Below are 25374 nucleotides of genomic sequence, written 5' to 3'. Positions count from 1 at the left end.
CTGGTTGGACAGCCCGATCAGGCTTCGACAGTGGTGAAGCCCGGCAGCGCGGCAAACCGCGCGAGATGGTGATCGACATCGCCCAAGGTTGTCTCGATGATCGCCAAACGCTTGAACAGATGCGCCGCCGCCACTTCGTTCGTGACGCCCATGCCGCCGTGCAACTGTACCGCCTGCTGACCGACAAAACGGGCGGCCTGCCCGACTCTGACCTTTGCCGCGGAAATTGCGCGACGACGCTCGTCCGCATCTTCGCTCGTGTAGCGCATGGCGGCCAGATAGGTGACCGAACGCGCCTGCTCGGCATGAATCAACATCTCGACCATACGATGCTGAAGCGCCTGGAAGCGCGCAATCGGCTGACCGAACTGCTGACGCGTTTTGGTGTAGTCGACGGTGGCGAGGTTCAGTGCGTCTAATGCGCCGATGGCTTCCGCGCACAGGAGCAGCGTGCCGTAGTCAGCGATATGTTCGAGGGCGGCCGCGCCCGCATGCTTGCCGCCGAGCCGGCGTGCCGGCGTACCGCTGAACTCAATGGTCGCAGCGCGTTGGCCGTCGATTGTGCGGTAGTCCGTAACTTTGACGCCCGCTGCATCGCGCGCCACAACAAAGAGCGCGATCTCACCATTCAGGCGCGCCGGCACGATCCAGTGATCGGCTTGAGCGCCGTGCAGCACAACCGATTTCGCGCCGGTGAGCGCCTGACGCCCACTCTGATCACGCTGCTCGTTCGCGACCGTCGCGACTTCGAACAGGTCGTAACGCGCATGCGGCTCGTGAAATGCCACTGCCAGTTTTATTTCGCCTTGAGCCACGCGCTCCAGCAATGCGGCGTCTTCGCCATCGCCCGAACCCGCCATGCGCAGCGCCTCGATGCCCACCGCCGTTGCCCAGTACGGCTCAATCACCAACGCCCGGCCAAGCTCCTGCATGACCACCAGCATGTCGATCGGGCCGCCATTGAAACCGCCCTGAGCCTCGGGAACCGGCAATGCCGTCAGGCCCAATTCGGTGAACGCTGCCCAATGTGATTCCGACACGCCGGGTTCCGAGCGCACGATCGCCTGACGCGCTTCGAAGCCGTAGCTCCTGTCCAGATAGCGGCGCAGCGCGTCGGCAAATTGCTGTTGTTCGTCGTTGAAAGTGAAGTCCATGCGCCGCTCCTCAAAGTCCGAGAATCATCTGCGCGATGATGTTCTTTTGAATTTCGTTCGAACCGCCGTAAATCGACGTCTTGCGGTAATTGAAGTAGTACGCGGCGAGCGGCGCAGCATCGTCGTCGCCGGCCAGGCTGTGCTCGCGTTCGCCTTCGAGGAACGGTACGTCGAACGGTGCGGCGAGCGGGCCGACGGTCTCGAACATGAGTTCGGTCAGTGCCTGCTGTACTTCCGTGCCCTTGATCTTCAGCATCGACGCCTCCGGTCCGGGGCCACGTCCGCCGGCTTCATTGGCCACGACGCGTTGCACGGTCACTTCCAGCGCCATCAACTCGATCTCAAGGCTCGCGACTTTCGATGCGAATACCGGATCCTGCAACAGCGGTTTGCCGTTCTTCTTCTGATTCAGAGCGAGGCGCTTCAGGAATGCGAGTTCGCGCTTCGAGTTGCCGACGCGCGCGATGCCAGTGCGCTCATGGCCGAGCAGATATTTCGCGTAAGTCCAGCCGCGATTCTCTTCGCCGACCAGATTCCCAACCGGCACCTTCACGTCTTCGAAAAACACTTCGTTGACTTCGTGATCTTCGTCGAGCGTGATGATCGGGCGCACGGTGATACCCGGCGTTTTCATATCGATCAGCAGGAAAGAGATGCCCTCCTGCTTTTTTGCGCCGCTGTCGGTGCGCACGAGGCAGAACATCATGTCGGCATACTGGCCAAGCGTGGTCCAGGTCTTCTGGCCGTTGACGATGTAGTGGTCGCCGACCCGCTCGGCACGTGTGCGCAACGACGCCAGATCGGAGCCGGAGCCCGGCTCGGAATAGCCTTGGCACCACCAGTCGGTGCCGTCGAGAATACGCGGCAAATAATGGCGTTTCTGCGCTTCGCTGCCGTACTTCATCAGCACGGGCGCCACCATCGATACTCCGAAGGGCAGCACCGACGGCGCACCAATGCGCGCGCACTCCTCTTCCCAGATATGCCGCTGGGTCGCGTCCCAGCCTGGACCGCCATATTCTTTCGGCCACGCGATCACCGACCAGCCGCGCGTGCCGAGCAGCTTGTGCCAGTCTGCGAAATCTTCGCGGGCGAGACGCTTGTGGTTGAGTACTTTGTCGCTCAGCTCGCGAGGCAGATTCGCTTCGAGCCAGGCGCGGATGTCGGCGCGGAATGCGTCGTCAGCGGGGGAATAGTCCAGATTCATGCGTAGTGTCTCCTGGCCGCAACCACCTGCCGCCAGGGAACTACTGCGCTATTGCAGCGGTTCCTTCAAAGCGGCCGGAACTGGCAGCGGCATCACTTCGATGCCTTCTTCGACCAAGGCTCGCGCATCTTCCGGTGTCGTGACCCCGCGAATATTGCGAGCCGGCGCTTCGTTGTAGTGAATGCGCCGTGCTTCCTCGGCGAAGCGGTCGCCCACGTTCTCGGTCTTTTCCAGTACCTCACGCAGAGCACGCATCACGCGCGCCTGCATGTCGCCAGCCTCCGCCTGCGGCTTCGTTTCGGTCGCGCCTGACAGGTTCAGACGCGGTGCCGACGGCAAGCGGCTTACTTCGTTCGCCCCGCAAATCGGACATTCGATCAGCTTGCGGGATTGCTGCGACTCGAAGTCATCAGCCGAAGCAAACCAACCTTCGAACCGATGGCCATGCGGACACTGTAAATCGAGGACCTTCATGTGGAATCAGGGCTTGCGTGCCAGTTTAGCGCAAAATCAAAATTTGTGAACGGTCGTTCGTAAATTATTACGGACGACTCGCCGATGCCAGCCGTCGCTCACAAAACGAACGCGGTGGGCGATTTTAACGCTTTGCGTCAACGACTGCCGAGGGTGTCTTGAGGGGCCGAGTGAAGCAGCCACCCGGCCAATCGGATTAGGGCAACCATCTGCGTACCTCGTTACCACCTGCTATACAACCAGCCTCTCGAGTTGGCGATTAAAGCGCGGCTCGAGTCCTCGCACTTCCTTTGCAAGATTGATCTGCTTGGCCGATTTCGCGACATCCGCCACGTCCGCGCTGATGTTGTATCCGCCGCGCTCGTTCAGCCAATCGAGAATGTCCGAAAGATGCCAGACGGACGCACTTCCCTCATGCACAGGCGGCGGAAAGTCGATGGCGTGACTTAGCATCAGCTTACGCATGTTTTGCCGCGATACCCCTGCGACTTCGGCGACGTCGGTGAGTCCGACGAAGTCGGGCCCTGCCTCGACGAGGCGGGCAGACGGCACCACCTGTTTCACATCTTTAAGCGCGCTGACCAGCGCTGCGAATGCAGACTCGCCTTCGCGGGAAAAGAGCAACGCGAGGCGGCCCGCCTGGCCCACGCCAACGGTTGCATCGTCGCACCCGGCTTCGCCCAAACGCTCGACAATCGCGTCCAGATCGCAGTCTTCTGCCGAGAGCCGGTATTTCAAGGTGAACACATATTCCATACGCTACTTCCGCCTCCTTCAACCCTAAACCTTTGCTATTCAAAACTACCTGCTACCGGCGAGCCGTGCAGTTGTCGACGATGCGGCGCAAATGCTTTGCATGATTATCTGGATTCTTCGGCGTACTCCAGATACTCGATATACAAAACTCACCGCAGCGACATTCAGCGTCTTTGTAAGGGCAATACATCTTCCCCCAAGCGTGACCCCGCCCACCGCTCTGCACGCGCCAGCCGCTTTTCTCCGCATGCGCCAACGCAGCCTCGACCTCTTTCTTAGCGTGATTTGCTCGAACCATCGACACCCTCCAATTTAGCGAGCGCGGATAAGGTTGTCAAGTGACAACCTTATCCAGTCACCCGAATTCAATCCATCTCAGAACATTGGTTATCCCTGGCAAAAGAAAAAGCCACTGTCGTAAATGGAGGTTCATGCTAGCGCGCCGGCAATCGTCGAGCGAGACGGCCAGAAGTCATAAGAAAACGAGATATTTCTGAGAAATGGGATACGGTATAGAAGCGCCATCGAAGCGATTTCAACGGCCACAATGACAAAGCCCCTGCTGGTCAAAGACCAGCAGGGGCTGTTCACAAGCTTCAGACTAGCGCGCCTGAAGCGCTGCGTTATTGCGGCTCAGCCGTCGGCCATGCACCCGACAACACTTTCTCGAGCCAGAACGTGCCAATGATCGTCTTCACGTCCGTGATCTTGCCGGTACGCACCCACTCGGACACTTCGTCGACAGTCGCCGTGAACAACTCGAGGAACTCGCCTTCGTCGAGCTTGCGCTCGCCCGCCGTCAAACCGCGCGCGAGATAGATGTCGATGAACTCAGTCGAATACGAAATGATCGGGTGAATGCGCGTCAAATAAACATATTCACGCGCGGTATAGCCGGTCTCCTCGCGCAACTCACGTTTAGCGCACGCCAGCGCACCTTCGTTCGGATCGAGCTTACCGGCCGGATATTCGACCATGACCTTGCCCATCGGATACCGATACTGGCTTTCCAGCAGCACGCGGCCATCGTCGAACAATGGAATCACCATCACGGCGCCCGGGTGCTGAACATATTCACGGGTTGCCTGTTTGCCGTCCGGCAAACGAACGGTGTCGCACTTGACCGTCATGAACGGCCCTTTGTAGACCTGCTTGCTGTCGACACAGGTCTCGGTAAGCGCGGCGTCGTGATCGGGAAGTTCAGCCATATGCGGACCTCAGGACAGCGTGGTGCGCGACGGCGAGACGCCGTCAGCGGCGTTTGACGAGATATTGGAAGGTAAAACCGGGGAACGCGAACACGATGAACAGCGCGAACGTGATGGCATAAAACTGCCAGCCCTGTTCGAAGCGGTTCCCTGCTCGCGCCTCAAGCAGAAAGCCGAACGCGCCGACCACGAAGTACAGCACGATCAATTCGGCGATCCGGATCCACGCATTCTTCTTCGCCGCTTTCAACGGAACGGCGGCGAAGAGGCGTTGATTCAGGAACGGCAGGTTGGCGCCGACCAGCGCCAACAACACGATAAACCAGCCTGCAGCGGACATCAGAACAGCAGCGTGTGCTGGATAGCCTGCAGGCAAGCTTTCAACAGCGGATCCGGCACGATACCGAGCACCAGCACGGCAACGCCATTGAGGGCCAACAGAGCACGCGTGCTGCTGTCGGCGGCGATCGGCGACTTGTCTTGCGGTTCGTCGAAATACATCAGCTTGACGATACGCAGGTAGTAGAACGCACCGAACAGCGACGTGATCACGGCCAGCACGGTCAGCCACGTCAAACCGGCGTTCATCGTGGCCTGCAGCACCGCGAGTTTCGCGTAGAAGCCCACTGCCGGCGGAATGCCCGCGAGCGAGAACATCATGATCATCATCACGAACGCGAACACCGGGCTGCGTTGATTCAGGCCCTTGAAGTCTTCGAGCGTGTCGGCTTCGAAATCGCGGCGAGCCAGCAGCATGATCACACCGAAGGTGCCCAGCGTCGTGATCAGGTAGACGATGCTGTAGAACATTGCCGAGCCGTACGCGTTGGCTGCGCCCGCGGTCTTCTGGTCGACCACGCCGGCCAGCAGGCCGAGCAGCACGAAGCCCATGTTCGAGATCGCCGAGTACGCGAGCATCCGCTTCACATTGCGTTGCACGATACCCGTGATATTGCCGACGATCAGCGACAGCGCCGCGAGAATCACCAGCATCTGTTGCCATTCGACTGCCAGCGGCAGCAGACCCATCACGAGGAAACGGAAGCCCCACGCAAATGCAGCGACCTTCGGACCACCGCCGACGATCAGCGACATCGCCGTCGGCGCGCCCTGGTACACGTCAGGCACCCACATGTGGAACGGCACCGCGCCCATCTTGAACGCCACGCCCGCCACGATGAAGATCACGCCGAACAGCAGCACGCTCGGATCGTAGTGGCTCGTACCGATCGCCTTGAACACTTCGTTCAGGTCGAGCGAGCCGGTCGCACCGTACAGCATCGAGATGCCGTACAGCAGGAAACCCGAAGCCAGCGCGCCGAGCACGTAGTACTTCATCGCCGCTTCGTTCGATTGCGGCACTTCACGACGCAGCGCGATCACTGCATACAGCGACAGCGACATCAGTTCCAGACCGAGATACAGCGTCAGGAAGTTGTTGCCGGAGATCATCACCAGTTGGCCGAGCAACGAGAACATGCCCAACAGGAAGAACTCGCCGCGGAACAGATTACGTTCTTCGAGATAACGGCGCGAATAGACGATCGACACGGCATAGCCGAGGGTCACGACCGCCTTCATCGCGCTGGCGAACGGGTCCACCACATACATGTGGCCAAAGAAGTAGCGCACTTGCGGGTCGAACGCATTCATCGCAAACCAGATGCCGGCGATCAGCGTCGAGAAGAACGCAATAAAGTACGTGGTACGGCGACCGGCCTGGCCGACGAAAGTGTCGTTGAGCCACGCGAGCACAACGGCGAACATCACCAGTGCGTCGGGCAACAGAGCAGTCATAGGGGCGTTTTGCATGGTCTTTAAATTCCTCCGCTCGGCGTTACTGAGGCAACGGCAGCTTTGACTGCGCAACGTGGGAGAGGAGGTTTTCCACGGATACGTGCATCACATCGGTAAAAGGCTTCGGATACAAGCCCATGAACAGCGTCAGTGCAGCAAGCACTGCCAGCATGAAAAATTCGCGACGGTTGATGTCGAGGAGAGTCTTCACGTGATCGTTGGCGATCGCGCCGAAGTACACCCGCTTGTACATCCACAGTGTGTAGGCCGCGCCGAGAATCAGCGTGACTGCCGCACCGCCGGCGATCCAGAAGTTGTACTGGACTGCCGCCAGAATCACCATGAACTCACCGACAAAACCGGACGTGCCCGGCAAGCCGCAATTGGCCATCGCGAACAGCATCGCGAACGCCGCGAACTTGGGCATCACGTTGACGACACCGCCGTAATCGGCGATCTGACGCGAATGCATACGGTCGTACAACACGCCGATCGCGAGGAACATCGCGCCCGACACGAAACCGTGCGAGATCATCTGAATGATCGCGCCTTCCATACCGAGCTGGTTGAAGATGAAGAAGCCCAGCGTGACGAAGCCCATGTGCGCGATCGACGAATACGCAACCAGCTTCTTCATGTCGGCCTGGACCATCGCGACCAGGCCGATGTAGATCACCGCAACCAGCGACAGCGTAATGACGACCGGCGCCAGAAAATGGCTCGCATCAGGCGCGATAGGCAACGAGAAGCGCAGGAAACCGTATGCACCCAGCTTCAGCATGATCGCGGCCAGCACAACCGAGCCGCCGGTCGGCGCTTCGACGTGCGCATCGGGCAACCATGTGTGCACCGGCCACATCGGCACCTTCACGGCGAACGCCATGAAGAATGCTATGAAGATCAGCACCTGTGGCGTCATCGCGAGCGGCGCATGCTGCCATGTAGCGAGATCGAACGTACCGGTCTCGACGTACAGATAGATCAGCGCGACCAGCATCAGCAGCGAGCCCATCAGCGTGTACAGGAAGAACTTGAACGCCGCGTACACGCGGTTCGCCCCACCCCACACGCCGATGATGATGTACATCGGAATCAGCGTCGCTTCGAAGAACACGTAGAACAACATGCCGTCGGCCGAACTGAACACGCCGACCATGATGCCCGACAGGATCAGGAACGCAGCCAGATACTGCGCCACGTTCTTCGTAATCACTTCCCACGCGGCGATCACGACGATCACCGTGATCAACGCAGTCAACACAACGAACCACATCGAGATGCCGTCGACACCCAGGTGATACGAAATGTGAAAGCGCTCAATCCAGCTTGCCTGCTCGACGAATTGCAGATCGGCGGAGCTCGAATCGAAACCCGTGATCAGCGGGATCGTCACGATAAAGCTGACGACCGAGCCGATCAGCGCAATCCAACGCGCGGGAGCCGGGTTCCGGTCCGAACCGATAGCCAGAACGACGAGGCCGACGAGGATCGGTAACCAGATCGCGATACTGAGAATCGGATAAGCGTGCATTAGTTAGTGTCCCCTCGCCTTATTTGCCGCCCAGCGTTACAAAAAGGGTCAGGAGCCCCAGCATGCCGATGATCATGGCAAATGCGTAGTGATAGATGTAGCCCGATTGCAGGAAGCGGATCACGCCGGCAAACCAGCCGATAAAGCGTGCACTGCCGTTCACGATGCCGTCGATCACGACGACGTCGCCTTCCTTCCACAGACCACGGCCGATGGCCACTGCGCCGCGTGCAAACACCACTTCGTTGATCTTGTCCATGTAGTACTTGTTATCGAGCAACGTGTAGATCGGGCCGAACGCGCGCTTGATGACAGCCGGCAGATCGGGGCGAACCAGATACAGGAACCACGCAACCACCACACCGGCCAGCGCCAGCCATACCGGCAGACCGCTAACCGAATGGAAACCCATCGACACCCAGCCGTGGAACTCTTCGGCCATCTCCGCCACCGCCGGATGGTTCGCGCCAATGAAGATCACCTTGTCGAACGCGACGCCGTGCTGGAAGAAGTCGCCGTACAGCATCGGGCCGATACCGATCGCGCCGATCACGACCGACGGAATCGCCAGCAGCACCAGCGGCAGCCAGACAACCCACGGCGTTTCATGCGGCTCGTGAGCGTGGTCGTCGTGACCGTGGCCGTGTGCGTCATGGCCGTGACCATGACCGTCATGCGCATGCGCCGCAGCCTCGATGCCCATCGGCGATTCCGGGTGCTTCGGACCGCGGAAACGCTCCTTGCCATGGAACACCATGAAGTACATACGGAACGAATAAAGCGCAGTAACGAACACGCTCGCCACGACGGCAAAATACGCGAAGCCCGAGCCCGGCAGATGCGACAGCTTCACCGCGTCGATGATCGAGTCTTTCGAATAGAAGCCGGAGAAGAACGGCGTGCCGATCAGCGCCAGCGAACCGATCAGCGACGTGATCCACGTGATCGGCATGTACTTGCGCAGGCCGCCCATGTTGCGGATGTCCTGATCGTGGTGCATGCCGATGATCACCGACCCCGCGCCGAGGAACAGCAGCGCCTTGAAGAACGCGTGCGTCATCAGGTGGAACACGGCGACCGAGTAAGCCGAAGCGCCGAGCGCGACCGTCATGTAACCGAGTTGCGACAGCGTGGAATAAGCCACCACACGCTTGATGTCGTTCTGGATGATGCCGAGGAAGCCCATGAACAGCGCGGTAATTGCGCCGATGATCATCACGAACGACAGCGCCGTATCCGACAGTTCGAACAACGGCGACATGCGCGTGACCATGAAGATGCCGGCCGTCACCATGGTTGCTGCGTGAATCAGCGCGGAGATCGGCGTCGGGCCTTCCATCGAATCGGGCAGCCACACGTGCAGCGGGAACTGCGCCGACTTACCCATCGCGCCGATGAACAGGCAGATACACGCCACCGTCAACAAACCCCAGTCCGTACCCGGGAAGCTCAAAGCCGCGAGTTCGGTGCGCTTCGCGAACACGTCGCCGTAGTTCATCGAACCGGCGAACGCGAACAGCAGACCGATACCCAGCAGGAAGCCGAAGTCGCCGACGCGGTTCACGATAAACGCCTTCATGTTCGCGTAGATCGCGGTCGGGCGCGTGAAGTAGAAACCGATCAGCAGGTACGAGACCAGACCCACCGCTTCCCAGCCGAAGAACAGTTGCAGGAAGTTGTTGCTCATCACGAGCATCAACATCGAGAACGTGAACAGCGAAATGTACGAGAAGAAGCGCTGGTAACCGTCATCGTCAGCCATGTAGCCGATCGTGTAGATGTGCACCATCAGCGACACGAAGGTCACGACGACCATCATCATCGCCGTCAGCGAGTCGACCAGGAAGCCGACTTCGAACTGCGTCTTGCCGATCGCCATCCACTGATAAACCGTCGCGTTGAAACTCGCGCCGTTCAGCACCTGGAAGAAGACGATGGCCGACAGGACGAGCGAAATCGCCACGCCGAGGATAGTGACCGAGTGCGCGCCCGCTCGCCCTACCGCCTTACCGAACAGCCCCGCAATCAAGGAACCGGCGAGCGGTGCCAAAGGAATTGCCAACAGCAGGTTTTCATTGAGTATCGTAGACATAACCACTTTCCCTGAAGTTAACCTTTGAGCTGATCGAGATCCTCGACATTGATCGTGTCGAGGCTACGGAACAGGGTCACCAGAATCGCGAGGCCGATCGCCGCTTCCGCCGCTGCTACCGTCAGCACGAAGAAAACGAAGATCTGGCCATGCACGTCGCCCAGGTAATGCGAGAAGGCGACGAAATTGGTGTTCACCGCGAGCAGCATCAGTTCAATCGCCATCAGGATGATGATGACGTTGCGGCGGTTCAGGAAAATGCCGACGACGCTGATCGCAAACAGGATCGCGCCAAGGACAAGGTAATGGGCTAGGGTCAACATGATTTCTATCTCCTGTCCGCTCAGCTATTTTTAGCTGGTGCCGAGTCGGCCGCTGCCGCCGCTGCTTGCGCTGCTGCTTCGGCTTCTTCTGCCGCGACGGTCGCCGCGGTCTTTTCCGATGCCATCTTCACGACGCGCACACGGTCCTGAGCGCGAACCTTGACCTGCTCGCTCACGTTCTGGCGTTTGCTGTCCTTCTTATGGCTCGTGGTCAGAGCAATCGCGGCGATGATTGCCACCAGCAGCACAAGGCCGGCAACTTCGAACGCGAAGATGTAATCGGTGTAGATGATCTTGCCGATCAGGCGGGTGTTCGACCAGTCGCCCATGCCGTTCGCGACAGCCGTCGTGTCACGCAACGCCGTGGCGGTCGCGCCGTAGCCGTGCCACAGGATCAGCGCAGTTTCGATCACGATGATCGCGCCCACCAGGGTCGCCATCGGCACGAAGCGCTTGAAATCCTTGCGTAGCACGTCCATGTTGATGTCCAGCATCATCACGACGAACAGGAACAGCACCATCACCGCGCCGACGTAGACCAGCACCAGCAGGATTGCGAGGAACTCGGCTTCGAGCAGCATCCAGATAGCGGCTGCGTTGAAGAAAGCCAGCACCAGAAACAGTGCGGACGCCACCGGGTTGCGCGAGGTGATCACCTTCAGCCCTGACACAACCAGGAGCAGCGCGAAGATGTAGAACAGTACGGTCGTGAATTCCATGATTACCGGTTCATCGTTAGGCCATTGTCAGGCATTGTTCTTTGGCACGTGCATCTGGCGATTTTCGCCAGAACAGCCGCACAGGTCCGCCGAGCCGCGGAGTTCAACCCGCGGCTTCCGGCCCGACAACAGGCCGTATTTGCTGCTTTTACTGCCGTATTTTTACTGCTGCTTTTTACGACTTCAACAGGCAGGCGCTTCAACGATACGGTGCATCTGCCGCTTTATTCGCAGCGATTTCCGCTTCGTAGCGATCGCCAACGGCCAGCAGCATCTCTTTCGTGAAGTACAGATCGCCGCGCTTCTCGCCGTGATACTCGAGAATGTGCGTTTCGACGATCGAATCGACCGGGCAGCTTTCTTCGCAGAAACCGCAGAAGATGCACTTGGTCAGGTCGATGTCATAGCGCGTCGTACGGCGCGTGTTGTCCGCGCGGGGGTCCGATTCAATCGTGATCGCGAGCGCTGGGCACACTGCTTCGCACAGCTTGCAAGCGATGCAGCGCTCTTCGCCGTTTTCATAGCGGCGCAGCGCATGCAGACCGCGAAAACGCGGCGACATCGGGGTCTTTTCTTCGGGGAACTGCACCGTCACCTTGCGCTGGAACGTATAACGTCCGGTCAGCGCGAGGCCTTTGAGCAGTTCCGTCAGGAAGAAGGTTTTGAAAAAGTTTTGGATTGCGGTCATGGGTTCATCCGCCCTTTATTTCCAGATGTTCAACGGCGACATGATCCAGAAGCCGACCACCACCAGCCACACCACGCAGACCGGAATGAAAACCTTCCAGCCCAGACGCATGATCTGGTCATAGCGGTAGCGCGGAAACGTGGCGCGCGCCCAGATGAACACCGACAACAGCAAGAAGACCTTGAGGACGAGCCAGAAGATGCCCGGGATAAACGACAGGAACCCGAACGGAGCGCTCCAGCCACCAAGGAACAGTGTTGCAGCCAACGCCGAGATCACGATCATGTTGATGTACTCGGCGAGGAAGAACAGCGCGAACGCCATACCCGAGTAATCGATCATGTGACCCGCGACAATTTCCGACTCCCCTTCCACCACGTCGAACGGATGGCGGTTCGTTTCGGCGATGCCCGAGATGAAGTAGACGACGAACATCGGCAGCAGCGGCAGCCAGTTCCACGACAGGAAGTTCAGGCCGTGCGACGCGAAGAAGCCATGTTCCTGCGAACCGACGATACCCGACAGGTTCAGCGTGCCAGCGGTCATCAGCACGACGACGAGCGCGAAGCCCATCGAGATTTCGTACGAGACCATTTGTGCTGCCGCACGCATCGCGCCGAGGAACGCGTATTTCGAGTTCGACGCCCAGCCGGCCAGAATCACGCCGTACACGCCGATCGACGAAATCGCCATCGCGTACAGCAGACCCGCGTTGATGTCGCCGAGCACAGCGCCCGCCTGGAACGGAATCACCGCCCAGACCGCGAAGGCCGGGACCACCACCATGATCGGCGCAATCAGATAGGTCCAGCGGCTAGCTTGAGCCGGCTGAATCACTTCTTTCAGCAACAGCTTCAGCACGTCGGCGATTGGCTGCAGCAAACCCGCAGGACCGACGCGGTTCGGGCCAATACGCACGTGCATCCAGCCGATCAGCTTACGTTCCCACAGAATCAGGTAAGCCACGCACAGCAGGATCACGACGGCTACCACCAGGATGCGCACCAGTGCCCACACCGTAGGCCATGCCACACCAAGGATCTGGGTGCCGCCCGAGTTGATCGTATCGAACAAGCTCATTTACGCCTTCTCCACCACCAGTTCACCGAACAGGCTGCCCAGCGCTGCACCGGCAGGCGTAGCCGCCGATACGCGGACGACCGTCTCCGCAAGATTCGCGTCGCGCACGGCCGGCAACTGCACCGATTGCTCGCCCTGGCGCACGCGCACTGCGTCGCCTTCCTTCAAACCCAGTTGGTCGAACAGCGCAGCCGGAAGGCCGACGGTGTTCGCGGCGCGCGCCGCTGCGGTCAGATGCAGCGAATCGGCACGGCGCACCAGTGCGTCGGCGTGGTAGATCGGCACGTTCGCGATACGCTCGAACTTGCCTTCAGCCGCCTTGACCGACTTGCCGCGCGCAACTGCGACGCCCGTTTTGTTCGACAGACGCGATGTCAGTTCGCCGTTGCCGAGTGCGGCATTGCGCACTTCTTCCGACGTGTCGAATTCGAAGCCCGGCACGCCCAGCAGGCTACCCAGCACACGCAATACTTTCCATGCCGGACGCGTGTCGCCCAGCGGACGCACGACGCCGTTGAACGTCTGAACGGTGCCTTCGGCGTTGACGAAAGTACCGGCCGTTTCCGTGAACGGAGCGATCGGCAACAGCACATCGGCGTAGTCGGCGCCCGTCTGGAACGGCGACATCACCACGACCATTTCGGCTTGCTTCAGTGCGGCCAAAGCCTGCGCCGGATTGGCCGTATCGAACTCCGGCTCGAAGTTCAGCAAAACATAGCCCTTGCGCGGCTGTTCGAACACTTCGCGAGCATTCAAACCGCCTTCGCCCGGCAGCGCATTCACGAGGTGTGCGCCAACCGTATTGGCCGCTTCCGGGAGGAAACCGAGCGTCGCGCCGGTGGTCTCTGCAATCCATTGCGCCGCTGCATGAATGACCGCGAAGTCCGGATGACGGACCGCACCGTTGCCCAGCAGCACGAAACGGCTTTGGCCCGAGGCGAGCGACTTGGCAACCTGCTTGTGAGCGTCCGTCGGCTGCGTGCCGCCGAAAGCTTCGGGCAACGCAACGCCGTTCGCTTCCGACACCGCGCCAGCAATACCCGCCAGTGCGTCGAGCCATGCTGACGGCGCTGCGACCACGCGTTGCGCTTGCGGAATCAATGCGTCGTCGCCGCTAGCCTGCACCAGCGTGAGCTTCGCGCCGTTCTTGGCGGCCTGACGCAGACGTGCTGCGAGCAACGGATGATCGCGACGCAGATCGGAGCCGATCACCAGCGCTGCGTCGACGTTCGACAGTTCGGCGATCGCCGCGCCGAGCCACGGGGCGCCGTTGGCCGGTGCCGAGAAATCCGACTGGCGCAGACGAAAGTCGACGTTAGGCGTGCCGACCGCTTGCGCGAGTTGCTTCAGCAGGAACAGTTCTTCGACCGTGCTATGAGCGCTGCCGAGAGCGGCCAGCGCAGTCGCGCCATGATCGCCCTTGATGCCCTTCAGACCCTTGACCACATATTCAAGGGCGGTCTGCCAGTCGGTCTCGATCCACTTGCCGTCCTGCTTGAGCATCGGCTGTGTGAGACGTTCCGGGCTATTGAGACCTTCGTACGAGAAGCGGTCCTTGTCCGAAATCCAGCATTCGTTGATGGATTCGTTTTCGAACGGCAGAACGCGCATCACGCGATTGTTCTTCACCTGCACCACGAGGTTCGCGCCGACGGAATCGTGCGGGCTCACCGACTTGCGGCGCGACAGTTCCCACGTCCGGGCGCTGTAGCGGAACGGCTTGCTGGTCAACGCGCCGACCGGGCACAGATCGATCATGTTGCCCGACATTTCGGAGTCGACCGTCTTGCCGACGAACGACGTGATTTCCGAATGCTCGCCGCGGCCCAGCATGCCGAGTTCCATCACGCCGGCCACTTCCTGGCCGAAACGGACGCAACGCGTGCAGTGGATACAACGCGACATTTCTTCCATCGAGATCAGCGGGCCGACGTTCTTGTGGAACACCACGCGCTTTTCTTCGCTATAACGCGAACCTGACTTGCCGTAACCGACGGCCAGATCCTGCAACTGGCACTCGCCGCCCTGGTCACAGATCGGGCAATCCAGCGGGTGGTTGATCAGCAGGAATTCCATCACGGCTTGCTGGCCCTTCACCGCCTTGTCCGACTTGGTGCGCACGATCATGCCCGCCGACACCGGCGTTGCGCATGCCGGCACAGCCTTCGGCATCTTTTCGACATCGACCAGACACATCCGGCAGTTGGCCGCAATCGACAGCTTCTTGTGATAGCAGAAGTGAGGGATATACGTGTCGACCTTATGCGCAGCCTGGATCACCATGCTGCCTTCGGGCACCTCTACTTTCTTGCCGTCTATTTCAAGTTCAACCATGATGGTCAATCTTCCTTAACCTGTTACCGCTCAATCGTTCGCCCCGTTCATCGCCCGTTTAAGCCGATGAATCCCGCGGTTGACGTAGTTCGTCTGGTGCTTGTCTACTCAGTCAGGCAGCCACTGTTTCCGACGCCGCTGCGTGCCCGGCATGATCGCCGGTCAGGCAATGCTTGTGCGCGACGTGGTATTCGAACTCATCCCAGTAGTGCTTGAGCATGCCGCGAACCGGCATGGCCGCTGCATCGCCGAGCGCGCAAATCGTGCGGCCCATGATGTTTTCCGCGACCGAGTTCAGCAGATCCAGATCTTCAGGACGGCCGAGCCCATGCTCGATACGATGGACGACGCGGTACAGCCAGCCCGTGCCTTCGCGGCAAGGCGTGCATTGACCACACGACTCTTCGTAATAGAAGTACGACAGACGCAACAGCGAACGCACCATGCAACGCGTTTCGTCCATCACGATGACCGCGCCCGAACCAAGCATCGAGCCAGCCTTGGCGATCGAGTCGTAGTCCATGTCGGTGTTCATCATCATCTCGCCCGGAATCACCGGAGCCGACGAACCGCCAGGAATCACAGCCTTGATCTTCTTGCCGCCGCGCATGCCGCCGGCGAGATCCAGCAACGTCGCGAACGGCGTACCGAGCGGAACTTCATAATTGCCCGGACGTTCGACGTCGCCCGATACCGAGAAAATCTTGGTGCCGCCATTGTTCGGCTTGCCGATTTCAAGGTAATTCTGCGGACCGACTGCCAGCAGGAACGGCACTGCGGCAAACGTCTCGGTGTTGTTGATCGTGGTCGGCTTGCCGTACACGCCAAAGCTCGCCGGGAATGGCGGCTTGAAGCGCGGCTGGCCTTTCTTGCCTTCCAGCGACTCGAGCAGCGCGGTTTCTTCGCCGCAGATGTAGGCGCCGTAACCGTGGTGCGCATGCAGCTCGAACGAGAAACCCGAGCCCATGATGTTTTCGCCGAGGAACCCGGCGCGGCGAGCTTCGTCCAGCGCCTGCTCAAAGCGACGGTAGACTTCAAAAATTTCGCCGTGTATATAGTTGTATCCGACCGTGATGCCCATTGCATACGCACCAATGGCCATGCCTTCAATCAGCGCATGCGGATTGAAGCGCAGAATGTCGCGGTCTTTGAACGTGCCCGGTTCGCCTTCGTCCGAATTACAGACGAGATATTTCTGACCAGGGAACTGACGCGGCATGAAGCTCCACTTCAGACCGGTCGGGAAGCCTGCACCGCCCCGGCCACGCAGACCCGACGCCTTGACGTCGGCGATCACCTGTTCCGGCGGAATCTTCTCTTCCAGAATGCGTCGCAGCTGGGCGTAACCGCCGCGCGCCACATAGTCTTCGAGATGCCAGTTGTCGCCGTTCAGGCCGGCGAGAATCAGCGGTTTGATGTGACGATCGTGTAAAGCCGTCATTTCGAAAGTTCCTCGAGCAGCTGGTCGATCTTCGCGCGGCTCATGAAGCTGCACATGCGATGGTTGTTCACCAGCATCACCGGCGCGTCGCCGCACGAACCCATGCACTCACCTTCTTTCAGGGTGAACTTGCCGTCGGGCGTGGTTTCGCCGAAGTCGATGCCGAGCTTCTGCTTCAGATATTCCGCGGCGCCTTCGGCACCGCCGTCCGGGCCGAGCTGGCACGGCAGGTTTGTGCAGAGCGTGATCTTGTATTTGCCGACCGGCGAGGTCTCGTACATCGTGTAGAAGGTAGCTACCTCCTGCACGGCGACTGCCGGCATGCCGAGATAGTCCGCGACGAACTGCATGACGTCGGGCGACAGCCAGCCATGCTCTTCCTGAGCAACGGCCAGCGCCGACATCACGGCGGACTGTTTCTGATCGGCGGGGTATTTCCCGATCGCGCGATCGATTTCTTTCAGGCCTTCAGCTGAGATCATTTTCAGACACGACTCTTTCAATTCCTACCGAACGAAAACCCGTCGCTTACTTCAAGCTGCGACAGACCCGGCGTTCCTTTGCTTGACACGCGCTTCGACTCAATCCGAAACACGCACCGCTGAATACGTCCTAGCGATCCACTTCGCCGAACACGATGTCCTGCGTGCCGATGATCGTCACGGCGTCGGCGATCATGTGACCGCGCGCCATTTCATCCAGCGAGGACAGGTGCGCATAACCCGGCGCGCGGATCTTCAGGCGATACGGCTTGTTCGCGCCGTCCGAGATCAGATAGATACCGAACTCGCCCTTCGGATGCTCGACCGCCGCGTATGCCTCGCCTTCCGGAACGTGGAAGCCTTCGGTGAAGAGCTTGAAATGGTGGATCAACTCTTCCATGTTCGACTTCATACCGACGCGCGACGGCGGCGCAACCTTATGATTGTCGACCATTACGGGGCCAGGATTCTTACGCAGCCACTCAATGCACTGTTTCACGATTCGCGTGGATTGGCGCATTTCTTCGACGCGAACCAGATAGCGGTCATAGCAATCGCCATTTACGCCGACCGGAATGTCGAAATCCATCTTGTCATAGACTTCGTACGGCTGCTTCTTGCGCAGATCCCACTCGATACCCGAGCCGCGCAGCATTGCACCGGTCATGCCGAGTTGCAGCGCGCGTTCCGGGCTCACCACGCCGATACCGACCAGACGTTGCTTCCAGATCCGGTTGTCGGTCAGCAGCGTTTCGTATTCGTCGACGCATTTCGGAAAGCGCGTGAAGAAGTCGTCGATGAAGTCGAGCAGCGAACCTTGGCGGTTCTCGTTCATCTTCGACAATGCCTTCACATTGCGGATCTTCGATGCCTTGTATTGCGGCATCGCATCCGGCAGGTCGCGATAGACCCCGCCCGGACGGTAGTAGGCCGCGTGCATCCGTGCGCCGGATACTGCTTCGTACACGTCCATCAGGTCTTCGCGCTCGCGGAACGCGTACAGAAACACCGCCATCGCGCCGACGTCGAGCGCGTGCGCGCCGATCCACATCAAGTGGTTCAGCACGCGCGTGATTTCGTCGAACATCACGCGGATGTATTGCGCGCGCACCGGCACTTCGATGCCGAGCAGCTTCTCAATCGCCATCACGTAGCCGTGCTCATTGACCATCATCGACACGTAGTCGAGACGGTCCATGTACGGCACGGACTGGATAAATGTTTTGGTTTCGGCGAGCTTTTCGGTCGCGCGATGCAGCAGGCCGATGTGCGGATCGGCGCGCTGGATGACTTCACCGTCGAGTTCCAGCACGAGGCGCAACACACCGTGCGCAGCCGGATGCTGAGGACCGAAGTTGAGCGTGTAGTTCTTGATCTCTGCCATGGCGTTCTCTTAGTGTTTCAGACCGCCATAGCGATCCTCGCGGATCACGCGCGGCGTAATTTCCCGCGGCTCGATCGTCACAGGCTGATAGACGACGCGCTTTTCTTCCGGGTCGTAACGCATTTCGACGTAACCGGAGACAGGGAAATCTTTACGGAACGGGTGACCAATGAAACCGTAGTCGGTCAGGATGCGGCGCAGATCCGGGTGACCTTCGAAGACGATACCGTACAGGTCGAATGCTTCGCGCTCGTACCAGTTGACCGAATTCCAGATTTCAACGACGGACGGCAGGATCGGCACTTCGTCATCGGGTGCGAACACGCGCAGACGCAAACGCCAGTTGTTCTGCACCGACAACAAATGGAGAACGGCCGCGAAACGCGGGCCGTCGTAAGCGCCGTCGGCGTAGGTCTGATAGTCGACGCCGCAAAGGTCGACGCATTGCTCGAAACCGAGCGAACGGTCGTCGCGCAGACGGGTTGCAACGTTGAGGTAGTCGGCCGCCTTCACGACGATCGTCACTTCACCGATTGCTTCGTTGATGCTCAACAGGAGGCCGCCAAAGGCCGCCTCGAGGTTCGCTTTCAGGGTCTCGAGTTTGCTTGCCATATTGTGGGGGAGGCGTTGGCCTTATTGACGGGCGATTGTGTTGGTGCGGCGAATCTTGGCCTGCAACTGGATCACGCCGTACACCAGCGCTTCCGCAGTCGGCGGACAACCCGGCACATAAACGTCAACCGGAACGATCCGGTCGCAGCCACGCACTACCGAATACGAGTAGTGGTAATAGCCGCCGCCGTTCGCACACGAGCCCATCGAGATTACCCAGCGCGGCTCAGCCATCTGGTCGTAGACCTTGCGCAGAGCGGGCGCCATCTTGTTGCACAGCGTGCCGGCGACGATCATCACGTCCGACTGACGCGGACTCGGACGAAACACCACGCCGAAGCGGTCAAGGTCATAACGGGCAGCGCCCGCATGCATCATCTCGACCGCACAACACGCCAAACCAAACGTCATAGGCCACAGGGAGCCAGTGCGCGTCCAGTTGATCAGTTTGTCAGCCGTCGTGGTGACAAACCCTTCCTTCAAGACCCCTTCGATACTCATTTGCTTTCCACTCCAGACGGGGCGGCAAGCCTTGGCCACCCACGCAAACCGGCGATTAATCCATCATTCCCAGTCGAGGCCGCCCTTCTTCCAGATGTAGGCGAAGCCCAGCAGGAATTCGAGCAGGAAAATCATCATTGCCATGAAGCCAGGCCAGCCGATGTCGCGCAGAGCTACGCCCCACGGAAAAAGGAATGCGGTTTCAAGGTCGAAAATGATGAAGAGAATGGCGACGAGGTAATAGCGAACATCGAACTTCATGCGCGCATCTTCGAATGCTTCGAAGCCGCACTCGTACGGTGCGTTCTTCTCTGTATCGGGCTTGTTGGGACCAAGAATCTTACCGATACTGACCAGCGCTACGCCTAAACCGGTGCCTACGATGAGGAACAACAAGACGGGGAAATAGGCTGCGAGGTTCAAGACAATCCTCAATCGGTTGGTTCGGTTCTGAGTGCCGACAGGAGCATAGCACTCCTGCCGCGAAATCACTTCCGAAACGCACATGCCACAAGCCCTACTTAAGCCGTGCCCAGAAGTGAAAAATGCCAGCCGAAGCTGAAGCAAGCGGCTGGCATTTAGATAACATTTTGGTGCCGACGGCGAGACTCGAACTCGCACAGCTTTCGCCACTACCCCCTCAAGATAGCGTGTCTACCAATTTCACCACGTCGGCACTGCATGCAATCCGGGAAAACAACTTGTAACCCGCGAATCGCTTCAAGACTTAGATTGTAACTTGTTTAAACAGATTGTTCAACGCACAAGAGACAAATTGCCGCGAAATTTATTTCGGTACGTCGGTAGCCGGGACCGATGCAGGCGATGCCGGCAGGGCAGCCGAACCTGCGACCGGCGCAGAGGCCGACGGTGCTGCCGAGGCCGCAACCGGAGCCGTCACTGCCGCGCCCAGCAAGCCTGCCGAAGGCTTCGACCGATATGCGCCGAGGTACGTCAACGTCAGCGTCGTGACAAAAAATACCGCTGCGAGCACTGCGGTTGTACGCGACAAAAAGTTTGCCGAGCCAGTCGCACCGAACAGACTGCCCGATGCGCCGCTACCAAAAGCAGCGCCCATATCGGCGCCTTTGCCGTGTTGCAGCAAGACAAGGCCGATGACCCCAAGTGCCGACAACAGCTGAACGACGATAATCAATGTTTTCAAATACAGCATCACACTCACCTGAGTCTTTATTTAACCGCGCGACACGCTGTGTTGCACGGGATGGAGTCACCACCAAAGCGCCCTGCTTAACCGGCGACGCTCGTTGCGGCCGCCGCCTTGCAGATCGCCAGGAAATCCTGGTCTTTCAACGACGCGCCGCCAATCAGGCCGCCATCGATATCCGGTTGACGGAACAGCTCTTCCGCGTTCTCCGGCTTCACGCTGCCGCCGTACAACAACGGCACATCCGCTACCGCCTCGCCCTTCGCCACCAGGCGCGCACGCAGGAACGCGTGAACGGCCTGAGCCTGCTCCGACGATGCACTCTTGCCCGTGCCGATCGCCCAGACCGGCTCGTACGCGACGACCAGGCGGGCCGCTTCCTGCACCGACAATTTCGCCAGCACTTCGTCGAGTTGCGAACCAACTACCTGCTCGGTCGATCCGGCTTCGCGCTCTTCGAGCGTTTCACCGACGCAGACGATCGGCGTCAAACCCGCTTCCAGCGCGCGCTGCGTTTTCACCGCCACCAGCTCAGCGCTTTCGCGATGATAGGCGCGACGTTCCGAGTGCCCGACAATCGCGAGCGTAGCGCCGAAATCCACGACCATCGGCGCAGCCACTTCACCGGTATAGGCGCCGTGCGTGAACGCAGACACGTCCTGCACGCCCCACGCGACACGACCACCTTCCAGCAACGACTGGGTTTGCGCCAGATAAAGGCTCGGCACACACACGCCGACGCGCACGTCGGCCGGCAATTCGCCCGCGCCTTGCGATACAGCCTGCAACAGCGTGGCATTGGCGGCGAGACGCCCGTGCATTTTCCAGTTACCGACTACCAGCTTGGCTCGTTGTTGTTTCGACATCGTCTCGTCTTGTCTTGGCGGCGGACTTTGTTTGCGCTTACAGTCCGCCTTTCGGATTCATTCGGCGTGCGCAAAACGCGCAATTTTACTGCGTGGGGTGGATCGGGTCAAACCGCCCGTGTCAACTATCCTGACCCCAAGCGAGCACGATCTTGCCGACGTGCATGCTGCTTTCCATCAATGCATGCGCTTCGGCGGCCTGCGCAGCGGGAAACACGCGATGGATCACCGGCTTGATGCGGCCCGCTTCGAGATGCGGCCATACCTGCTCTTTCAATTGCGCGGCAATTTTTGCCTTGAATTCGATCGGCCGCGGACGCAGCGTCGAACCGGTCACCGTCAGACGGCGACGCAAGATGTCGTTCAGATTCAATTCCGCTTTCGCACCGCCGAGCAACGCAATCACCACGATGCGGCCGCCGTCAGCCAACGCCGTGAGTTCGCGCGGCACGTAGCTGCCCGCGACCATGTCGAGCACCACGTCGACACCGCGATCGTTGGTCAGCGACTTGATGACTTCGACGAAATCTTCAGTCTTGTAGTTGATCGCCCGCTCGGCACCCAGCGCCTCACAGGCGCGGCATTTTTCGTCCGACCCTGCAGTCGCGAACACCCGAAAACCCAGCGCATGCGCGATCTGGATCGCCGTCACGCCGATGCCGCTCGAGCCGCCCTGCACCAGCAGCGTTTCGTTCGGCGCGCCTTCGCCCTTGCCGAGCTGAGCGCGGTCGAACACATTGCTCCACACCGTGAAGAACGTCTCGGGCAAAGAAGCCGCCTCGATATCCGACAAACCCGCCGGCACCGGCAAGCATTGCAGCAACGGCGCGCTCGCATATTCCGCGTAACCGCCACCGGACATCAGCGCGCAGACGCGATCGCCGATCTTCAGACCGAACGGATTGTTCTTCTCGTCGATCGTGCCGCCGACAATCTCACCCGCCACCTCCAGGCCAGGCAGATCCGATGCACCGGGCGGCGGCGCATAACCGCCCTTGCGCTGGAACACGTCCGGACGGTTTATACCGGAAGCCGCCACCTTGATCAGCACCTCGCCCGCCTTCAACTGCGGCGTGGGCCGCTCGGCAAGCTTGAGGACGTCCGGCGCACCGAATTCGGTGATTTCGATCGCTTTCATCTGCGTCAACTCCAAGATTGGATTGCGTTGCACACCCGTCGCACGTTCGCGGCCTGCCGATCACGAAGCGCAATCGTCTAACCTTCGACAACGCGCTCCATACAAATAGAGTACCCGCTTGTCTCCATTCGCACGCGTCTGCAACGCAATCCACCCTGCATAAAAAACGGCCGGCGCGTATGCACGCTGCCGGCCGTTGTCCCGCTACCGCATTACTGCGGCGTCGGCTCGCCTTGCGGCGCGTCGTTCAGCAACGCCTTGGCCGACAAACGCACGCGGCCCTTTTCGTCCGTCTGGATGACCTTGACCTTCACTTGCTGGCCGTCCTTCAGGTAGTCGTTGATGTCCTTGATACGCTCGTTGGCGATCTCGGAGATGTGCAGCAGACCGTCCTTGCCCGGCAGGATGTTCACGATCGCGCCGAAATCGAGCAGCTTGAGCACGGTGCCTTCGTACACCTGGCCCACTTCGACTTCCAGCGTGATGTTCTCGATACGCTTCTTCGCTTCGGCCATCCCTTCGCTGCTCGTGCTGGCGATGGTGACGACGCCGTCGTCCGAAATATCGATCGTCGTGCCGGTTTCTTCGGTCAGCGCGCGGATCACCGAACCACCCTTGCCGATCACGTCGCGGATCTTTTCCGGATTGATCTTGATGGTGATCATGCGCGGTGCGTAGTCCGACAGCACCGTGTTCGCGCCCGACACCGCCGAGGTCATCTTGCCGAGGATGTGCATACGGCCTTCCTTCGCTTGCGCGAGGGCGACCTGCATGATTTCCTTCGTGATGCCCTGGATCTTGATGTCCATCTGCAGCGCGGTCACGCCTTGTTCCGTACCCGCCACCTTGAAGTCCATGTCGCCGAGGTGATCTTCGTCGCCGAGGATGTCGGTCAGAACTGCAAAGCGGTTACCTTCCAGGATCAGGCCCATCGCGATGCCGGCGACGTGCGCCTTCATCGGCACGCCGGCGTCCATCAGTGCGAGGCAGCCGCCGCACACCGAAGCCATCGACGACGAACCATTCGATTCCGTGATTTCCGACACAACGCGAATCGAGTAGCCGAATTCGTCGGCGCTCGGCAGGCATGCAGCCAGTGCGCGCTTGGCCAGACGGCCGTGACCGATTTCACGGCGCTTCGGCGAACCGACGCGGCCCGTTTCGCCGGTTGCGAACGGAGGCATGTTGTAGTGGAGCATGAAGCGTTCGCGGTACTCGCCTTCGAGCGCGTCGATGTTCTGCTCGTCGCCCTTCGTGCCCAGCGTGGCCACCACCAGCGCCTGCGTTTCGCCGCGCGTGAACAGTGCCGAACCGTGGGTACGCGGCAGCACGCCGGTACGGATTTCGATCGGGCGAACCGTGCGCGTGTCGCGGCCGTCGATACGCGGCTCGCCGTTCAGGATCTGCGTACGGACGATCTTCGCTTCGATGTCGAACAGCACATTGCCGACGGTCGCCTTGTCCGCTGCTACCGTGCCGCTTGCGGCTGCGTCTTCTTCCAGCTTCTTCGACGTCGCTGCGTAGACTTCCTTCAGCTTGGCCGAACGTGCCTGCTTGTCGCGGATCTGGTAAGCCGCGAGCAGATCGGCTTGTGCCAGTTCGCCCACGCGTGCGATCAGCGGCTCGTTCTTCGCTGCCGGCTGCCAATCCCATTCCGGCTTGCCGCCTTCACGGACGAGTTCGTGGATCGCGTCGATCGCGATCTGCATTTGCTCGTGACCGAACACGACGCCGCCGAGCATCACTTCTTCGCTCAGTTGCTGCGCTTCCGATTCCACCATCAGCACTGCGCGTTCCGTACCGGCGACGATCAGGTCGAGCGCCGATTCCTTCATTTGCGGACGCGTCGGGTTCAACACGTATTCGTTGTTGATGTAGGCCACGCGTGCTGCGCCGACCGGGCCGTTGAACGGCAGACCGGACACGGCGAGTGCCGCCGACGCGCCGATCAGCGCGGGGATGTCAGCGGGGATTTCCGGGTTCAGCGACAGGACGTGGATCACGACCTGGACTTCGTTGTAGAAGCCTTCCGGGAACAGCGGGCGCAGCGGACGGTCGATCAGGCGCGAGGTCAGCGTTTCTCCTTCCGACGGACGGCCTTCGCGGCGGAAGAAGCCACCCGGGATCTTGCCGGCTGCGTAGGTTTTTTCGAGGTAATCGACGGTCAGCGGGAAGAAATCCTGACCCGGCTTGGCCGTTTTAGCGCCGACCACGGTTGCCAGCACGACGGTGTCTTCGATGTCGACGATCACCGCACCGCTCGCCTGACGGGCGACTTCACCGGTTTCGAGGCGAACGTTGTGTTGTCCCCACTTGAACTCTTTGACGATCTTATTGAACATAGTCATTGCTTTTCCTCATCGTAGTGCCGCGCGAACCAGAAGCGGCGCGGCAACGCCAGGACCGGCGCCACATGGGA

The 25374-nt window shown here is 59.9% G+C and carries 25 protein-coding genes and 1 tRNA gene; all 26 read right to left on the bottom strand.

Annotation, left to right across the window (positions count from 1 at the left end):
• Nucleotides 1-17: 17 nt before the first annotated feature.
• A complete protein-coding gene (locus tag ABH945_RS15745) occupies nucleotides 18-1154 on the bottom strand; it encodes an acyl-CoA dehydrogenase family protein (protein WP_429251062.1) in 1137 nt (378 codons plus the stop codon).
• Nucleotides 1155-1164: 10 nt separating this feature from the next.
• Entirely contained in the window at nucleotides 1165-2361 is a 1197-nt protein-coding gene (locus ABH945_RS15740; RefSeq protein WP_429251061.1) for an acyl-CoA dehydrogenase family protein, read from the bottom strand.
• A 48-nt stretch (nucleotides 2362-2409) separates the two neighbouring features.
• Nucleotides 2410-2835 carry a DUF1178 family protein gene (locus tag ABH945_RS15735; RefSeq protein WP_429251060.1) on the bottom strand — a complete coding sequence of 142 codons (426 nt, stop codon included), beginning with the start codon at nucleotides 2833-2835 and terminating at the stop codon, nucleotides 2410-2412.
• Between the two features lie 231 nt (nucleotides 2836-3066).
• Nucleotides 3067-3591 (bottom strand): helix-turn-helix transcriptional regulator, encoded by a 525-nt coding sequence (locus tag ABH945_RS15730; protein WP_429251059.1) that lies wholly within the window; start codon nucleotides 3589-3591, stop codon nucleotides 3067-3069.
• 52 nt (nucleotides 3592-3643) lie between these two features.
• Complete coding sequence (locus ABH945_RS15725) at nucleotides 3644-3889, bottom strand: hypothetical protein (RefSeq protein ID WP_074763541.1); 246 nt, start codon at nucleotides 3887-3889, stop codon at nucleotides 3644-3646.
• 325 nt (nucleotides 3890-4214) lie between these two features.
• The gene (locus ABH945_RS15720) at nucleotides 4215-4799 is read right to left on the bottom strand and encodes an NUDIX domain-containing protein (protein ID WP_429251058.1); all 585 of its coding nucleotides are present in this window, start codon (nucleotides 4797-4799) and stop codon (nucleotides 4215-4217) included.
• 43 nt (nucleotides 4800-4842) lie between these two features.
• Nucleotides 4843-5139, bottom strand: a complete 297-nt coding sequence (locus ABH945_RS15715) for a DUF2818 family protein (RefSeq protein WP_074763539.1) — start codon at nucleotides 5137-5139, stop codon at nucleotides 4843-4845.
• Nucleotides 5139-6611, bottom strand: coding sequence for an NADH-quinone oxidoreductase subunit NuoN (nuoN, locus tag ABH945_RS15710; RefSeq protein WP_429251057.1), 1473 nt, complete (start codon nucleotides 6609-6611; stop codon nucleotides 5139-5141). Before nuoN ends, ABH945_RS15715 begins: the two co-directional genes overlap by 1 nt.
• Nucleotides 6612-6636: 25 nt before the next feature.
• A complete protein-coding gene (locus ABH945_RS15705) occupies nucleotides 6637-8127 on the bottom strand; it encodes an NADH-quinone oxidoreductase subunit M (RefSeq protein WP_074763537.1) in 1491 nt (496 codons plus the stop codon).
• A 19-nt stretch (nucleotides 8128-8146) separates the two neighbouring features.
• Nucleotides 8147-10219: an NADH-quinone oxidoreductase subunit L gene (gene nuoL, locus ABH945_RS15700; RefSeq protein ID WP_429251056.1), complete on the bottom strand. Its 2073-nt coding sequence runs from the start codon at nucleotides 10217-10219 to the stop codon at nucleotides 8147-8149.
• 17 nt (nucleotides 10220-10236) lie between these two features.
• Nucleotides 10237-10542 (bottom strand): NADH-quinone oxidoreductase subunit NuoK, encoded by a 306-nt coding sequence (nuoK, locus tag ABH945_RS15695; RefSeq protein ID WP_013339863.1) that lies wholly within the window; start codon nucleotides 10540-10542, stop codon nucleotides 10237-10239.
• A 20-nt stretch (nucleotides 10543-10562) separates the two neighbouring features.
• Nucleotides 10563-11261, bottom strand: a complete 699-nt coding sequence (locus ABH945_RS15690) for an NADH-quinone oxidoreductase subunit J (protein ID WP_074763535.1) — start codon at nucleotides 11259-11261, stop codon at nucleotides 10563-10565.
• A 199-nt stretch (nucleotides 11262-11460) separates the two neighbouring features.
• Nucleotides 11461-11949 (bottom strand): NADH-quinone oxidoreductase subunit NuoI, encoded by a 489-nt coding sequence (gene nuoI / locus ABH945_RS15685; protein ID WP_074763534.1) that lies wholly within the window; start codon nucleotides 11947-11949, stop codon nucleotides 11461-11463.
• Nucleotides 11950-11964: 15 nt separating this feature from the next.
• Nucleotides 11965-13029 carry an NADH-quinone oxidoreductase subunit NuoH gene (nuoH, locus tag ABH945_RS15680; RefSeq protein ID WP_074763533.1) on the bottom strand — a complete coding sequence of 355 codons (1065 nt, stop codon included), beginning with the start codon at nucleotides 13027-13029 and terminating at the stop codon, nucleotides 11965-11967.
• Nucleotides 13030-15363 (bottom strand): NADH-quinone oxidoreductase subunit NuoG, encoded by a 2334-nt coding sequence (gene nuoG, locus ABH945_RS15675; RefSeq protein ID WP_429251055.1) that lies wholly within the window; start codon nucleotides 15361-15363, stop codon nucleotides 13030-13032.
• A 112-nt stretch (nucleotides 15364-15475) separates the two neighbouring features.
• On the bottom strand, nucleotides 15476-16804 hold the full coding sequence (gene nuoF, locus ABH945_RS15670; RefSeq protein ID WP_074763531.1) for an NADH-quinone oxidoreductase subunit NuoF: 1329 nt from the start codon (nucleotides 16802-16804) through the stop codon (nucleotides 15476-15478).
• Nucleotides 16801-17286, bottom strand: a complete 486-nt coding sequence (gene nuoE, locus ABH945_RS15665; RefSeq protein WP_074763530.1) for an NADH-quinone oxidoreductase subunit NuoE — start codon at nucleotides 17284-17286, stop codon at nucleotides 16801-16803. The genes nuoF and nuoE overlap by 4 nt, the downstream gene beginning before the upstream one ends.
• Nucleotides 17287-17416: 130 nt before the next feature.
• Complete coding sequence (locus ABH945_RS15660) at nucleotides 17417-18670, bottom strand: NADH-quinone oxidoreductase subunit D (RefSeq protein WP_074763529.1); 1254 nt, start codon at nucleotides 18668-18670, stop codon at nucleotides 17417-17419.
• A 9-nt stretch (nucleotides 18671-18679) separates the two neighbouring features.
• Nucleotides 18680-19282 (bottom strand): NADH-quinone oxidoreductase subunit C, encoded by a 603-nt coding sequence (locus ABH945_RS15655; RefSeq protein WP_429251054.1) that lies wholly within the window; start codon nucleotides 19280-19282, stop codon nucleotides 18680-18682.
• 21 nt (nucleotides 19283-19303) lie between these two features.
• Nucleotides 19304-19783 carry a NuoB/complex I 20 kDa subunit family protein gene (locus tag ABH945_RS15650; RefSeq protein ID WP_006052903.1) on the bottom strand — a complete coding sequence of 160 codons (480 nt, stop codon included), beginning with the start codon at nucleotides 19781-19783 and terminating at the stop codon, nucleotides 19304-19306.
• Nucleotides 19784-19846: 63 nt separating this feature from the next.
• On the bottom strand, nucleotides 19847-20206 hold the full coding sequence (locus tag ABH945_RS15645) for an NADH-quinone oxidoreductase subunit A (protein WP_007175615.1): 360 nt from the start codon (nucleotides 20204-20206) through the stop codon (nucleotides 19847-19849).
• Nucleotides 20207-20374: 168 nt separating this feature from the next.
• Nucleotides 20375-20459, bottom strand: a tRNA-Leu gene (locus ABH945_RS15640).
• Nucleotides 20460-20570: 111 nt separating this feature from the next.
• Nucleotides 20571-20957, bottom strand: coding sequence for a preprotein translocase subunit SecG (gene secG, locus ABH945_RS15635; protein WP_074763527.1), 387 nt, complete (start codon nucleotides 20955-20957; stop codon nucleotides 20571-20573).
• Between the two features lie 77 nt (nucleotides 20958-21034).
• Nucleotides 21035-21817, bottom strand: a complete 783-nt coding sequence (gene tpiA, locus ABH945_RS15630; protein ID WP_429251053.1) for a triose-phosphate isomerase — start codon at nucleotides 21815-21817, stop codon at nucleotides 21035-21037.
• A 121-nt stretch (nucleotides 21818-21938) separates the two neighbouring features.
• Nucleotides 21939-22955 carry an NAD(P)H-quinone oxidoreductase gene (locus ABH945_RS15625; protein WP_429251052.1) on the bottom strand — a complete coding sequence of 339 codons (1017 nt, stop codon included), beginning with the start codon at nucleotides 22953-22955 and terminating at the stop codon, nucleotides 21939-21941.
• 212 nt (nucleotides 22956-23167) lie between these two features.
• Entirely contained in the window at nucleotides 23168-25303 is a 2136-nt protein-coding gene (pnp, locus tag ABH945_RS15620) for a polyribonucleotide nucleotidyltransferase (RefSeq protein WP_171910202.1), read from the bottom strand.
• Nucleotides 25304-25374 lie beyond the last annotated feature (71 nt).

The sequence above is a fragment of the Paraburkholderia sp. GAS333 genome (assembly GCF_050435665.1).
GTDB lineage: Bacteria > Pseudomonadota > Gammaproteobacteria > Burkholderiales > Burkholderiaceae > Paraburkholderia > Paraburkholderia fungorum_A.
This window is presented reverse-complemented; position numbering and strand designations above follow the sequence as displayed.

Excerpts from the sequence above, each read along its gene's own strand:
- nuoH (WP_074763533.1), bottom strand. The coding sequence starts at position 13,029 with ATGAGCTTGTTCGATACGATCAACTCGGGCGGCACCCAGATCCTTGGT.
- secG (WP_074763527.1), bottom strand. The coding sequence starts at position 20,957 with ATGCTGTATTTGAAAACATTGATTATCGTCGTTCAGCTGTTGTCGGCA.
- ABH945_RS15690 (WP_074763535.1), bottom strand. The coding sequence starts at position 11,261 with ATGGAATTCACGACCGTACTGTTCTACATCTTCGCGCTGCTCCTGGTT.
- ABH945_RS15740 (WP_429251061.1), bottom strand. The coding sequence starts at position 2,361 with ATGAATCTGGACTATTCCCCCGCTGACGACGCATTCCGCGCCGACATC.
- nuoL (WP_429251056.1), bottom strand. The coding sequence starts at position 10,219 with ATGTCTACGATACTCAATGAAAACCTGCTGTTGGCAATTCCTTTGGCA.
- ABH945_RS15715 (WP_074763539.1), bottom strand. The coding sequence starts at position 5,139 with ATGTCCGCTGCAGGCTGGTTTATCGTGTTGTTGGCGCTGGTCGGCGCC.
- ABH945_RS15735 (WP_429251060.1), bottom strand. The coding sequence starts at position 2,835 with ATGAAGGTCCTCGATTTACAGTGTCCGCATGGCCATCGGTTCGAAGGT.
- nuoF (WP_074763531.1), bottom strand. The coding sequence starts at position 16,804 with ATGACGGCTTTACACGATCGTCACATCAAACCGCTGATTCTCGCCGGC.
- tpiA (WP_429251053.1), bottom strand. The coding sequence starts at position 21,817 with ATGTCGAAACAACAACGAGCCAAGCTGGTAGTCGGTAACTGGAAAATG.
- ABH945_RS15705 (WP_074763537.1), bottom strand. The coding sequence starts at position 8,127 with ATGCACGCTTATCCGATTCTCAGTATCGCGATCTGGTTACCGATCCTC.
- ABH945_RS15625 (WP_429251052.1), bottom strand. The coding sequence starts at position 22,955 with ATGAAAGCGATCGAAATCACCGAATTCGGTGCGCCGGACGTCCTCAAG.
- ABH945_RS15725 (WP_074763541.1), bottom strand. The coding sequence starts at position 3,889 with ATGGTTCGAGCAAATCACGCTAAGAAAGAGGTCGAGGCTGCGTTGGCG.
- nuoI (WP_074763534.1), bottom strand. The coding sequence starts at position 11,949 with ATGACCGCAATCCAAAACTTTTTCAAAACCTTCTTCCTGACGGAACTG.
- nuoK (WP_013339863.1), bottom strand. The coding sequence starts at position 10,542 with ATGTTGACCCTAGCCCATTACCTTGTCCTTGGCGCGATCCTGTTTGCG.
- ABH945_RS15660 (WP_074763529.1), bottom strand. The coding sequence starts at position 18,670 with ATGGCAGAGATCAAGAACTACACGCTCAACTTCGGTCCTCAGCATCCG.
- pnp (WP_171910202.1), bottom strand. The coding sequence starts at position 25,303 with ATGACTATGTTCAATAAGATCGTCAAAGAGTTCAAGTGGGGACAACAC.
- ABH945_RS15720 (WP_429251058.1), bottom strand. The coding sequence starts at position 4,799 with ATGGCTGAACTTCCCGATCACGACGCCGCGCTTACCGAGACCTGTGTC.
- ABH945_RS15650 (WP_006052903.1), bottom strand. The coding sequence starts at position 19,783 with ATGAGTATCGAAGGGGTCTTGAAGGAAGGGTTTGTCACCACGACGGCT.
- ABH945_RS15730 (WP_429251059.1), bottom strand. The coding sequence starts at position 3,591 with ATGGAATATGTGTTCACCTTGAAATACCGGCTCTCGGCAGAAGACTGC.
- nuoN (WP_429251057.1), bottom strand. The coding sequence starts at position 6,611 with ATGCAAAACGCCCCTATGACTGCTCTGTTGCCCGACGCACTGGTGATG.
- nuoG (WP_429251055.1), bottom strand. The coding sequence starts at position 15,363 with ATGGTTGAACTTGAAATAGACGGCAAGAAAGTAGAGGTGCCCGAAGGC.
- ABH945_RS15745 (WP_429251062.1), bottom strand. The coding sequence starts at position 1,154 with ATGGACTTCACTTTCAACGACGAACAACAGCAATTTGCCGACGCGCTG.
- nuoE (WP_074763530.1), bottom strand. The coding sequence starts at position 17,286 with ATGATCTCAGCTGAAGGCCTGAAAGAAATCGATCGCGCGATCGGGAAA.
- ABH945_RS15655 (WP_429251054.1), bottom strand. The coding sequence starts at position 19,282 with ATGGCAAGCAAACTCGAGACCCTGAAAGCGAACCTCGAGGCGGCCTTT.